At 42.9% G+C, this 12,314-nt stretch carries 11 protein-coding genes; 8 read left to right on the top strand and 3 right to left on the bottom strand.

Annotated elements, in window-relative coordinates; genetic code table 11:
* Positions 1 to 16 precede the first annotated feature (16 nt).
* Complete coding sequence (gene dnaQ / locus H0262_RS07515; RefSeq protein ID WP_181210307.1) at positions 17 to 1,615, bottom strand: DNA polymerase III subunit epsilon; 1,599 nt, start codon at positions 1,613 to 1,615, stop codon at positions 17 to 19.
* 278 nt (positions 1,616 to 1,893) lie between these two features.
* Here dnaQ and H0262_RS07510 point away from each other — a divergent pair, with 278 nt between their 5' ends.
* Positions 1,894 to 2,451, top strand: a complete 558-nt coding sequence (locus H0262_RS07510; RefSeq protein ID WP_181210306.1) for a hypothetical protein — start codon at positions 1,894 to 1,896, stop codon at positions 2,449 to 2,451.
* A gap of 105 nt (positions 2,452 to 2,556) precedes the next feature.
* Entirely contained in the window at positions 2,557 to 2,862 is a 306-nt protein-coding gene (locus H0262_RS07505; protein ID WP_010196130.1) for a hypothetical protein, read from the top strand.
* 146 nt (positions 2,863 to 3,008) lie between these two features.
* Here H0262_RS07505 and H0262_RS07500 read toward each other — a convergent pair whose 3' ends face one another.
* On the bottom strand, positions 3,009 to 3,500 hold the full coding sequence (locus H0262_RS07500) for a YkvA family protein (RefSeq protein ID WP_181210305.1): 492 nt from the start codon (positions 3,498 to 3,500) through the stop codon (positions 3,009 to 3,011).
* A gap of 315 nt (positions 3,501 to 3,815) precedes the next feature.
* On the opposite strand from H0262_RS07500, the gene H0262_RS07495 reads away from it, so the two are divergent.
* A complete protein-coding gene (locus H0262_RS07495; protein WP_181210304.1) occupies positions 3,816 to 5,045 on the top strand; it encodes an LD-carboxypeptidase in 1,230 nt (409 codons plus the stop codon).
* A gap of 221 nt (positions 5,046 to 5,266) precedes the next feature.
* Here H0262_RS07495 and H0262_RS07490 read toward each other — a convergent pair whose 3' ends face one another.
* Complete coding sequence (locus H0262_RS07490) at positions 5,267 to 6,313, bottom strand: GlxA family transcriptional regulator (RefSeq protein ID WP_181210303.1); 1,047 nt, start codon at positions 6,311 to 6,313, stop codon at positions 5,267 to 5,269.
* A gap of 199 nt (positions 6,314 to 6,512) precedes the next feature.
* Here H0262_RS07490 and H0262_RS07485 point away from each other — a divergent pair, with 199 nt between their 5' ends.
* The 5 genes from H0262_RS07485 (at position 6,513) to H0262_RS07465 (ending at position 12,295) form a co-directional block, all read left to right on the top strand.
* Entirely contained in the window at positions 6,513 to 8,333 is a 1,821-nt protein-coding gene (locus H0262_RS07485) for an acyl-CoA dehydrogenase (RefSeq protein WP_181210302.1), read from the top strand.
* A 221-nt stretch (positions 8,334 to 8,554) separates the two neighbouring features.
* On the top strand, positions 8,555 to 9,562 hold the full coding sequence (locus tag H0262_RS07480) for an NADP-dependent oxidoreductase (RefSeq protein WP_181210301.1): 1,008 nt from the start codon (positions 8,555 to 8,557) through the stop codon (positions 9,560 to 9,562).
* Between the two features lie 3 nt (positions 9,563 to 9,565).
* Positions 9,566 to 10,360, top strand: a complete 795-nt coding sequence (locus H0262_RS07475; RefSeq protein ID WP_133105364.1) for an SDR family NAD(P)-dependent oxidoreductase — start codon at positions 9,566 to 9,568, stop codon at positions 10,358 to 10,360.
* Positions 10,361 to 10,541: 181 nt separating this feature from the next.
* On the top strand, positions 10,542 to 11,303 hold the full coding sequence (locus tag H0262_RS07470; protein ID WP_181210300.1) for an SDR family oxidoreductase: 762 nt from the start codon (positions 10,542 to 10,544) through the stop codon (positions 11,301 to 11,303).
* 158 nt (positions 11,304 to 11,461) lie between these two features.
* On the top strand, positions 11,462 to 12,295 hold the full coding sequence (locus tag H0262_RS07465) for a CoA ester lyase (protein ID WP_181210299.1): 834 nt from the start codon (positions 11,462 to 11,464) through the stop codon (positions 12,293 to 12,295).
* Positions 12,296 to 12,314 lie beyond the last annotated feature (19 nt).

Below are 12,314 nucleotides of genomic sequence, written 5' to 3'. Positions count from 1 at the left end.
GCGATTTTAATGCCTGTTACATTTTGGCTTTCAGCTCAGGATAATCTTCTGCGAGCGCCGCATACCAGCTTTGATTGGCGCCCTCATCAGTACTTGACTCAAGCAATAAAGCCGCTAAATTGGCAAAGCTAGCATGGGCTGTGTGTCCGCCATCCGCTTGCGCGTCATCCTCAATGCCTAGCGTTACTTGTCCGCCAGTCATCGCCAAATATACTTCTGCTAAAATCTCTGAATCTAATAATGCCCCGTGAAAGGTACGGTCTTGCTTGCCCACGTCTAAACGACGTACGAGAGCATCAAGAGTGTTTTTCTGTCCAGGATACTGCTGCTTTGCCATGACCAGCGAGTCGGTCACTTTTACTCGCTCAGCAAAGTCATGCATGCCAACTTTGGCAAACTCCATATTTAAGAAGTTCATATCAAACGAGGCATTATGAGCAATGACTTCTGCACCATCCATAAAGTCATAGAGCGACTGCGCGACTTGGTCAAAGGTTGGTTTGTCCGTTAAAAATGCTTCAGAAATACCGTGAATTCGAATAACTTCTTCATCCATACCGCGCTGTGGGTTGATATAGACGTGGAGCTTTTCGCCGGTGAACTTACGTCCAATCATCTCTACAATACCGACTTCGATAATGCGATCGCCTTTTAGCGGATCAAGACCGGTGGTCTCAGTATCCATAATGAGCTGACGATCTGATTCATGACGATGGATTGGCTTGGGTAGCAGCGGTATAAAATACGGATTGGCACGGCTGGTATCACCATCGAATTTTGGCGTATCTGCTTCAACATTAGTAACCATGTTGGACGCATGGTTATTGATGCTTGTGTCAATCAAAGGCGTCTGGGCGTCTGGCATTTCTATAGCACTCATTGAATTGGTGGCATTGTACGGACTAATGTTTTCTTCAGCGAAAGCATGAGTATTTATTACACTGTCATTATAACTTTGATTATCTAGTAGTTCGGCATCAAGCTCATGATCCATCATATCAAAACCTAATGGATCAAAATTCAGCCAATCATCACTGGTTGACGGCTTTTTATCAGCTGTTATTTGCTCTTTTTTTTTAGTACTATCTTGAACGTCTGTTATCAAATCTTCACTACGTGAGGTCACACCTAGGTTTGCAAGCTCATCCGCTTTTTCATTGCCAGCATGTCCAGCATGACCTTTTACCCAATGCCAATCAACATCGCGTTTCTGGCAGAGCTCATCGAGTTGCTGCCATAGGTCTTGATTGGCGACGGGTTTTTTACTGGCCGTTTTCCAGCCTCTTTTTTTCCAACCTTCAATCCACTCAGTGATGCCTTTTTTGACATAACTTGAGTCTGTCCAAATCTCGAGTTTCTGCTCATGCGGGCTATGGGTCAATGCTTGTATCGCACCCATCAATTCCATACGATTATTGGTTGTTTCTTTATCACCGCCATAAAAATCCTGCGTCCTTCCGTCGCTAAATATCAGATGAGCGCCCCAGCCACCAGCACCAGGATTGCCTTTACACGCGCCATCTGTGTAAGCAACCGTAGTATCTGCTTTGGCAGCCAATGGGTTTATGGCATTACTGGTGTTAAATGGCTGCGCTGCGCTGCGATTTTCTGACATAAAAATTTACTGACCTAATAGAGAATAAATACAGGATATAGCGAAGCGATTTCACTGATATATTGGAGGCTTATTTTAGCTACCTATGTTGGAATTGAGTATAACAAATCCAGCGTTAATAGGGGCAATTGCCATGCACAAAAAACCAAAAACAGATATCCTAATAGTAAGCTTATCGTTTTCTGTTAAAATAGAGCGGTTGTAAGGATATGTCTAGCCAGACATTAACTATAATTTGCTTAACTAAAGCTTTCGATGCTCGAATGCAGGATTACCCTATGATGTCCTTAGCCTCAAAATCTTCTTCTAAAAACCTCAGTCATTTGATGATTGCGATGGCTGCGAGCAGTATGCTGCTTTTGAGTGCTTGTAATGATAGTAATACTCAAGCGGATACCAAAAAGGTTGAGAAGGTAGCAGATTTATCTATCTTTGAGGGCTGTTACACCGTCAGTCATGATGAGCCGGCGCAAATAAAAGTCAGCCAACAGGGCGGCGCATGGGTCATGCAGATGAAAGAGCCTGCAAGTGCCAAACGTGTTTGGGATGATGCTGAGCCGTTAGAGGTGATTGAAAATAGCGACATACCACAGTTTTTTTCTATTGATCCTGATAATGTCGATGCGGTGATTGGTCGTCCGGATAGAGTGTTGGTATTAGCTCATGTTAAGCCTGTTTATGCCAATATCGATCCGCTACTTGATAGTGAGTACTTGTCTTATATCTATAAAGGGGCAAACACTATTTACCGAGTCGAATGTGATGACGTTAATACTGATATTTTAGCCAATCCGCATGCCAATATTATTATTGATAATGTTAAAGAGACTATTTAGTTAGATATTATCAGTCAATATTACATATCTGTTATTTATGATAAAAAGTGCTTTTTTATCAATACAATTTTGTTATAAACCGTCGTATCATTAGAGTTAGGCAATATGAATTTTTTTAGTTATGTGGTGCTGGGTGGATTTTCTTATGCGGCTGGTTGGGCGATAAGAACCTATGTACTAAACAAAAAACCTGAACCTGAGCAGCCTTACAATCTTAAGCATCCAGCTATCTTGGCATATTTGGGCGGGTTCTTTATTGTTATGCTGATTGTCTCATGGCTCATCGGTCGCTACGTGCTTGGACATACCGCTATTGATTTCCCGTTCATCATTATAAACAGCCTCGTTGCGACCTTTGTATATTCATTCGGTCTTAATCCAGAAAAAGCCCGTTATGATGTGCCGGACTAATGGTTTGTTAGACAGCTAAAATCCATAAAGATATTATTAATCTCATACGAAGACCCGGTCAATGTATACCTCATTGACCGGGTCTTTATAACAATTACTATATTAAGTTATGCTAGGTATATCACTTAATATAGATGACTAAATAGCTATGACGACTTTTTAGTATCTACCTTATCGTCTTCCGCCTTAGACTCTTCGTCTTTATCTGCTTTTTCCGTACTTTTATCTTTGAGCTTTTTATTAGTAGGCTTTGAGTCTTTATCTTTAGATGCGCTTTGTTCATCCTTCCAAGTTTTGTATTTCAACAAATCCTTTTCCATGAGCTTGAGACAAAATTTCAGTACCAAAGCATCATCGATTTGACCGATAAAAGGGATAAAGTCTGGAATAAGATCAATAGGGTTTATAACATAGAGCAGACCAACAACTGCCGCTGAAATAGTTTTATAAGGGATATTACGATAGTTACCTTGGTAGTAGTCTTTTACCAAGCTCATGAGCAATAGTAAATCCTTGGTATAACGTTCAAGACCGCGACCATTTTCAAGTTGGTCTTTTATTTTGTCTTCTTTACCCAAGATGAGTCTAATACTATCCATTAGGCTTTTATTCTCTTTCTCTTTCTCTTTGTCAGCCATGCTTATGATCCTTTTGTATTAGTAAATATTTATGGTTTATTGCGATTAATCGTTCTTTACTATAACAAGAGTAGCGATTTCATCCAAATAAGACGATGGGTGATTCTGTATTGTTTTGTTGACTAGTATAACAATGGGTTGAGCTGCCCTAGACAATCTTAAACCAAATTACCGTCCCAACTTCCGTTATAATGCAATGTTTCAAAGATAAAGGCTTAGCGTATGTTAAATGAAATCGCGTGCATTTAAAGCATCAATGCTAAATAAGTATCCTTGTTAAACAAGCATTAACTGAATAGTACAAAAGGTAAAATAATGACCAAGATATCTTCTGGACTTAATCGTCGCCAGTTTTTACGTCAAGTCGGAATCAGTGCAGGGGCAGGGCTGTTAGCGACCCAAAGCATGGCTCAGGCGCTAGCCGCCAATGCTATTCAGCAAGATAAAAGTACTCAGCTTACCAAAGATGATCTGCCAACGGCGTTGACACCGCAACAAGCAGCACAAAACGTATCGTCTGAGACGCTGCAACCGAACACCTACTGTATCAACTCAAGTATTGAGACGCGGCTTTTTGCCAGCTCTAATGTCGGTGGTAGTAACGAGCGTAATGAATTGGCATTAGATCGCATGGCTTGTGCGGGTTTTAAGGTGGATAATCCTGCCATCACTAAGCGGCAGTATCTGCGCTTTGCAGGTACTGATTCGCAGCGCGCGAGTGATTTGCAAAACATCGCTACGGGTGCGATCGCAGCACCGAAACTGCTACTTGGTGTACGCGGTGGCTATGGTGCTGTGCGTTTATTGCCGATGGTGGATTGGTCGACGCTGGGACGTATTATGAAGGAGCGCGGCACGATACTCGCAGGCTTTAGTGATGTGACCGCTATTCAATGCGCATTGCTGGCAAAGGGTGATATGAGTTCGCTTGCTGCACCGATGCTTTATAGTGAGTTTGGCAAAACCAGACCCGACCAAGTCAGCTGTCGACAATTTGCGGAAGCACTAACCAATCCTAATTTGGCTATCAATATACCAGATGCGTCGTTAACCAGTCCGAATTTACCGAGTATCTTGGCAAGCTCTGAGCCAAAAACGATAACGGGCACTATTTGGGGTGGCAATCTAAGCGTGGTGTCAGCGCTGGCAGGCAGTGAGTATTTGCCACGAATTGCTGGCGGGATTGTATTTTTAGAAGATGTCGGCGAGCAAGCCTATCGTATTGAGCGCATGCTGTATGATTTGTATTTAGCAGGCGTATTTAAAGGTCAGCAAGCCATCGTGTTTGGCGTGCTATCGGGTAGCGGTGAGGATAGCTATGACAAGCGTTATGATGTCGCCACCGTGATTCGTCAATTGCATAAGCTGACAGGGTTACCGATTTATAACGGCATGCGCTTTGGTCATATTGGACAAAAACACAGCTTTCCACTTGGCGCGATGTGTCAGATTAGTCCAAATACAGTCGATGGCTATCAGTTAGTATTTAGTGATTATCCAACGATTAAAGCCGATGCCATTCATGTCGAAGGCTTATGGCAATAAAATTTAGTTCTATAGTCGAATCTAAATAAATCAGATACGTAACTATCAAGTCGCTCAATGAAAAGTTGTTTTTCTTGCGTGCTGTGCCTACGCCGACAGATGCTGCGAAAAACAACTTTTCGTCTCGCTGTATCGTTTTTATATCGAATTAATTATATAAAATTGTTGCTGTAATAAATTTGTTGCAGCAACGTATTACTTCTAAAAAATCTACTATAAAGTTAAATCGCCAAGCGTGAAAATTTATCCTGATATTCTTTCGGGGTCAGTTCAGTAGCGCGTTTAAAAAGCCTAGTGAATGAGGAAATATCATCGTAACCAACTCGCTCCGCTAACGATTTTATAGTCACATCGCCCAATTCCAGTAAGCGCTTGGCCTGCTCAATTCTCACCGCTTGAATATACTCAATCGGGCGCATCGCAACGCAAGATTGAAAGCGTCTGTTTAAGGTGCGTGGGGTGATATTTACCATGGCTGCCAAGCCGCTAACTTGAATAGATTGCTTGAAGTTTTCCTCGATAAACTCTTGTACTTGCTTAACCAGCTGATCTGAATGTGGTTTATGCAACGTCACATTGGTATAGCTGTTTTGATTGCCTCTTTTACTGTCAATAATCTGGGTTTTTGCCACTTGGGTAGAAATCTCACGCCCGCAATACCGCTCAATTAATAGCAATCCCAAGTCATAAAAGGCGCTACCACCTGCCGCACAAAATATATTGCCTGATTGGTGTGCTGAATCACTTTTTGGCTGGCTTTTTGAATGGTTCTTTGATTGAGTGACAAATTGATTCTCTTGCAAATCAACCAGTGGAAAATCTGCCTTAAACTTACTGGCATAGCCCCAATGAGTGGTCGCTACTTTGCCATCGAGCAAGCCTGCTTTTGCCAAAAAGAAAGCCCCGCTACAATTACTAGCGATATCCGCCTTGGTATTCGCCAGTCGCTTTATATGCGGAATTAACTCACTATTTTGGCTCAATACTTTATCGATTGAATCGCCAATGGTTGGAATTAATAGTAAGTCGCACTCTGTGACTTCCTGAATATCGCAATGCGCTCGCATAATCAAACGATTGCTACATCTGATATCCGCGCCACCTAAGCTTGCAATCTGCACACTAAATCTAGGCTCTACTTCTTCATCCAAAAATCGTTGCCAGCTGACGCCAGTAAATGAAAATAAATCTAGCGCCCCAGCGAGCACACTGCCGAGCACGCCATCGAAGCCAACGATAATCACTTTAAACGGTTTGAAGTAGGGCAAAATTTGGCTTCCTTTAAGTGTATGCAAATTTATAGCTGATATTCACCAGCTGCACGATACGTAATTTGAAATTCACTCACTATAGGTTAGAGAGAATGTCTTATTTGACCATAATTATGTCATAAATGACAATACGGCAAGGCGTTAAATTAGATTAATATCAATGAATCACCAAATTTAATGAGTTAACGAGAATACTATGGCAGCAGATACGCTTATCAATGACTTTGAGTTACCGTTCCAACTATATGATGTATTGGGCACTGAACATTTAACCGAGCATCCGAAGTTTTCAGAACACAGCCGCGAAACCTTCGATGCGGTATTGGACACCGCCAATAAAATCGCGACCAATTTATTCTTGCCCCATAACCATGTGGCAGATAAAAACGAGCCACAGTTCGATGGCAAAAAAGTCAGCATGATAAGTGACGTAAAAGTCGCCTTTGATGCGTTCCGCGAGTCGGGCTTCATCGCTGGCCGTTATAGCTTTGACGATGGTGGCATGCAATTACCCGAAACGGTTATGACAGCAGTGGCAGGCTATTTTATAGCGGCCAACCCATCAACGACGGCTTATCCATTTTTGACCACGGCGGCGATTAATGTTATCTCACATTTCGCCAGTGATGAGATTAAAAATGCCTTTATGCCGCGCATGTTGACGGGTGAATTTACCGGCACGATGGCATTAACTGAGCCACATGCTGGCTCATCGCTTGCCGATATCAAAACTACCGCCGTTAAACAAGACGACGGCAGCTATCGCGTAAAAGGCAGCAAGATTTATATCTCAGCAGGCGATCACGAATTGTCTGACAATATTGTGCATTTGGTATTAGCCAAAGTGCCGGGCGGTCCTGGTGGCGTCAAAGGCATTTCTTTATTTGCCGTACCTAAGTATCGTCTAAATAATGATGCATCGGTTGGCGAGCGTAATGACGTGCATTTAACGGGTCTTATTCATAAGCTGGGTTATAGAGGCGCGACTTCTACCGCATTAAGCTTTGGCGATGCAGGCGAGTGCTATGGCTATCTTATCGGCGAAGAGCATTTTGGTCTGCGTTATATGTTTAAGATGATGAATGAAGCGCGCATCGCGGTTGGCTTTGGTGCCGCGATGATTGGCTATCGTGGTTATCAATACTCGCTCGATTATGCCAAAGACAGAACGCAGGGCAGAATCGCACCGAATAATAAACCTGAAGATGCAGCAACGGCGATTATCCAGCATGGCGATGTTAAGCGTATGCTGTTGGCGCAAAAAGCCTATAGCGAGGGTGGCATATCACTGTGTTTATATGGCTCAAATCTGATTGACCGTATCAATACCTGTGAAGATGCAACACTAAAAGCTGAGCTATCAGAACTGCTGGATTTATTAACCCCAGTATTAAAAGCATGGCCCTCTGAATATGGTCCAAAAGCCAATGACTTGGGCATTCAAGTATTGGGCGGTGCAGGCTATACGCGCGAGTATCAAGCCGAGCAATTTTGGCGTGACAATCGTCTTAATCCCATTCATGAAGGCACAAATGGTGTGCAAGCGTTAGATTTGTCATTTCGTAAGTTATGGCAAAACAAGGGTCTTGGTATTCAAATTCTCAAACGTGAAATCACCCAAGACTTAGAGTCTATTACCACGCCAGAGAGTGCAAAACTCGCTGGTAAATTGATGCCTTATATGGGTCATCTTCATGAAGTGTTGGTACATTTAAGCAAAATCCTGCAAACGGAAAAAGCAGTTACATTAACGGGTAACGCACAAGCACTAATGAATATTTTTGCCTCTATCGTGGTCAGCTGGATTTGGATTCGCCAAGCGAGTAAAGCTGAGCAATTGCTAAGCGAAATTAACGACAGCGCAACACAGGATGTTGAAAAACAAAACTTCTATCATGGAAAAATCCAAGCAGCCAAATACTTTATCGATTGGGAATTGCCGTTAATCAATCGCGATATCGAACTGTTAAATAATGACAATGCGGTATGTACCAATATGCAAGCAGAATGGTTTTAAGTGACTGTTTGGAATGTTTTCAACATAAGAACATGCCTGAACAATACGACTAATGTGATGCTGGGATGAATTTTTCGAAGCCTCTGGAGTGCAAAGCGCACAGCAAGCGAGAAAAATTTATCCCAGAAGAACGCTTTTTAATATATTTGTCTTATTTTGAATAAACTCTTTTTAAGCAAACGATACCAATGGCTTTTTATAAAAATTTAAAGGAATAAATAATGACAACAATGAATAAGCAGTGGCGTTTAAAAGAAAGACCTGTTGGCGCACCGAGTGCGGAGACTTGGGATTATACTGAGTCAAAACTACCGACTATCACAGACGGTCAGTTACTGATAAAAATTGAATATATCTCGATGGATCCAGCGATGCGTGGCTGGTTAAACGATGCCAAATCTTATATCGAACCAGTACAGATTGGTGATGTCATGCGCGCGGGTACCGTGGGCGAAGTCATTGAAAGTAAGCATGAGAAGTTTGCCGTCGGCGATTATGTCTGTGGTCATAATGGCGTGCAGTCGTATGCGGTCAGTGATGGTACTGGGTTATACAAAGTCGATCCAAACCTTGCACCCTTATCTTATTACTTAGGCGTGCTCGGTATGCCAGGTATGACCGGTTACTTTGGCTTATCAAAAACTGGTCAACCAAAAGCTGGCGAGACAGTCGTTGTTTCTGGTGCTGCGGGTGCGGTTGGTGGTTTGGTTGGACAGATTGCAAAACTAAAAGGCTGCCGAGTCGTTGGCATCGCGGGCGGTGCTGAGAAATGTAAATTTTTAGTCGATGAGTTGGGTTTTGATGCTGCGGTAGATTATAAAAATGAGGATGTCAAAAAAGGCTTAAAGCAAGCCTGTCCAAACGGTGTCGATGTCTTCTTTGATAACGTAGGCGGCGATATCTTAAATGACGTCCTCACCCAAATTAATCTGCGTGCGCGTATCGTGATTTGCGGTGCGATCAGCCAATATAACAACACCACAGCGGTAGAAGGGCCGTCAAACTATCTGTCATTATTGGTCAATCGTGCCCGTATGGAAGGCATCGTTGTCTTTGATAATATCAAAGAGTATCCAATCGCGATGAAAGAGATTGCTGGCTGGATTCAGTCAGGTGATATGAAAGTAAAAGACCATATCGTTGAAGGTATCGAGACGTTCCCCGATACTTTGATGATGCTCTTTAAAGGTGAAAACTTCGGCAAACTGGTACTTAAGGTAGAGGGATAAATCATGACACTGAATACAAATGGAATTGCATCAGACGTAGCCAGTAACGTTTCTGGTAAACGAATTTTAATCACGGGTGGTGCTTCAGGCATTGGTGCAGCAAGTGCGCTACTGTTAGCCAGTCGCGGTGCGAAAGTCGTTATCGGTGATATGGCCGAAGAGATGGGCGCTGCGGTTGCCAAGCAAGGTCAAGATGCGGGCAATAGTATCGTCTTTAAAAAGGTCGATGTGACGAGTGGCGATGAAGTACGCGCATTATTTGCCTTTGCCATGGAAACGCTGGGTGGTCTTGATGTCGTAGTAAATAATGCGGGCATCGACCATCAGCCTGCACCGATGCATGAGCTAAGTGATGATGATTTTGACCGTAATATTGCCGTTAATCTAAAAGGTGTCTGGCATTGCATGCGTGCGGCTGTTACTTGTATGGCAGCCAATGGTGGCGGTCACGTGATTAATGTCGCCTCTATCGCAGGGCTGCGTTCTGCGCCGTTATTGTCAGCGTATAGCGCCGCTAAACATGGCGTGATGGGACTGACGAAGTCTGCTGCTCATGAATATGCGCGCGTCAATATCCGCTTTAATGCCGTTTGTCCAAGCTTTATTGATACCCCTATGGTGCAAAATACCATGGCGAAGATGGGCGAGCGAGCGCAAAAAGCAACAATTAATGCCAGCCCGCTACGCCGTTTAGGGACAGTTGATGAAGTATCCGGCGCGATTGCTTGGCTCGCGAGCGATGAAAGCAGCTTTATGAATGGTCATGCCTTTACCCTTGATGGTGGCATGTTGGCTTAGCTGACTTAATGCAATTTCTTAAAACGATTGGTATGAAATTTCTAAGCTAAGTATCTCAGAGCTGGTAAAAATTTTCTTGCTTGCTGTGTGCGTTGCACTCCAGAGGCTGCAAAAATTTCTTCCAGCTCTGCTACACATTTAAAATGTATAAATAATATATTTAAAAATATAAGGAATAATAATGAAAGATTTATTTGATTTAACGGGTAAGATTGCTTTGGTCACAGGTGCTAGTCGTGGTATTGGCGAATCTATTGCACGCTTATTAGCTTCTAGAGGCGCGCACGTCATTGTCTCTAGCCGCAAGATTGATGCTTGCCAAGCAGTGGCAAATAGCATCGTCGCTGATGGACATAAAGCCAGTGCTTTTGCCTGTCACGTGGGTGAGATGGATCAGATTGATGCTATTTTTGAGCATATCAAAAGCGAATTTGGTCAAATTGATATCTTGGTCAATAATGCCGCTGCCAACCCTTACTACGGGCATATCTTAGATACAGATTTAGCCGCTTTTGATAAGACCGTTGAAGTCAACATTCGTGGTTATTTCTTTATGTCGACAGCTGCTGGTAAGATGATGCGCGAGCAGGGCGGCGGGGTTATCTTAAATACCGCTTCGGTCAATGGCTTAGTCGCGGGTGATAAGCAAGGTATCTACTCAATCACCAAGGCGGCTGTCATTAGCATGACTAAAGCGTTTGCCAAAGAATGTGGCCCATTAAACATTCGTGTCAACGCGTTGTTGCCTGGTTTAACCGATACTAAGTTTGCCTCAGCGTTAACGACTAATGATAAAGTCTTAAAAATGGCGCTACATGCAATTCCATTAGGACGCGTAGCAGATCCAGATGAAATGGCTGGCACGGTTTTATATCTAGTGTCTGATGCCTCAAGTTATACGACGGGCGCAACGATAGTCGTTGATGGTGGGATGTTGGCTTAGTTAGCCGTTCGCCCTCTAAAAGTAGAGTCATTTCTAAAACCGTATGCTGATAAATGGCATACGGTTTTTTATTTGGCTATAGTAAGGACTAATATTTTAAGTAATAGTGTTTGAAATAATAATGTTTGAAGTAATAGTGTTTAAGGAAGGAGTAAAGCATGCAAGCATCTATTGTTAAAAAATTTTCCAATATCAAAACATGGTTATTCGTGCCAGCCACTCGCATAGATAGAGTGGAAAAAGCCTTTGCCAGTGGGACAGATGCAGTGATTGTGGATTTAGAAGATGCGGTTGCTGAAGCGAACAAGGTGCAAGCTCGCAAAGATTTACAAGTTTATTATAATAGTCAGGCTTATCAGCCGATTTGGGTACGCATCAATAAAGCAGGTAGTGAGGAGTTTTTCAAAGACGTAGTGCTCTGTCAGAAAATGCCTAATTTGGCTGGCGTGTTACTAGCCAAAGCTGAGCAAGCATCAGATATTGAAAACGCTCATAACATGACTGGACTGCCCGTCATTGCGTTAATAGAGACAGCGCTTGGTTTATATCAAATCGATAGTATGGCAAAATCTGCTGGACTGCTTGCATTTAGCTATGGGTTTTTAGATTTATGCAATGATTTACAGGTGCACGTAGGTACAGCGGCAGCAGATGTTATTGCCAATCAAATTCGTTATCAGCTTTTACTCACATCAAAAGTACATCAATTATTAGCGCCTATTGATACGGTTTATACTGATTTTAACGATGCTAAAGGGCTTGGGCAGCGAGTGCAATTATGGTCACAAATGGGCATGTCCGGAATGCTTTGTATCCATCCAAAGCAAGTAGCAACTGTTAAGCAATATCTGCAACCGACTGACGCCGATATTGAGTTTGCAAGACGTGTAATAGAAGAATACGAGCGGAGCGGGCAGGCGATATTTAAAATAGATGGCAAGATGGTCGATGCGCCCGTGATTGAGCGCTGCCGTCAGTTGCTGAGTTCATAAGAGGTTTTTTAATAGAATG

The sequence above is a fragment of the Psychrobacter sp. D2 genome (assembly GCF_013608135.1).
Lineage (GTDB): Bacteria > Pseudomonadota > Gammaproteobacteria > Pseudomonadales > Moraxellaceae > Psychrobacter > Psychrobacter cryohalolentis.
The sequence above is the reverse complement of the archived record's forward strand: the minus strand, read 5'-3'. Positions and strand labels throughout refer to the sequence as shown.

Coding starts and splice junctions, on each gene's coding strand:
- dnaQ (WP_181210307.1), bottom strand. CDS start 1,615: ATGTCAGAAAATCGCAGCGCAGCGCAGCCATTTAACACCAGTAATGCC.
- H0262_RS07510 (WP_181210306.1), top strand. CDS start 1,894: ATGATGTCCTTAGCCTCAAAATCTTCTTCTAAAAACCTCAGTCATTTG.
- H0262_RS07505 (WP_010196130.1), top strand. CDS start 2,557: ATGAATTTTTTTAGTTATGTGGTGCTGGGTGGATTTTCTTATGCGGCT.
- H0262_RS07500 (WP_181210305.1), bottom strand. CDS start 3,500: ATGGCTGACAAAGAGAAAGAGAAAGAGAATAAAAGCCTAATGGATAGT.
- H0262_RS07495 (WP_181210304.1), top strand. CDS start 3,816: ATGACCAAGATATCTTCTGGACTTAATCGTCGCCAGTTTTTACGTCAA.
- H0262_RS07485 (WP_181210302.1), top strand. CDS start 6,513: ATGGCAGCAGATACGCTTATCAATGACTTTGAGTTACCGTTCCAACTA.
- H0262_RS07480 (WP_181210301.1), top strand. CDS start 8,555: ATGACAACAATGAATAAGCAGTGGCGTTTAAAAGAAAGACCTGTTGGC.
- H0262_RS07475 (WP_133105364.1), top strand. CDS start 9,566: ATGACACTGAATACAAATGGAATTGCATCAGACGTAGCCAGTAACGTT.
- H0262_RS07470 (WP_181210300.1), top strand. CDS start 10,542: ATGAAAGATTTATTTGATTTAACGGGTAAGATTGCTTTGGTCACAGGT.
- H0262_RS07465 (WP_181210299.1), top strand. CDS start 11,462: ATGCAAGCATCTATTGTTAAAAAATTTTCCAATATCAAAACATGGTTA.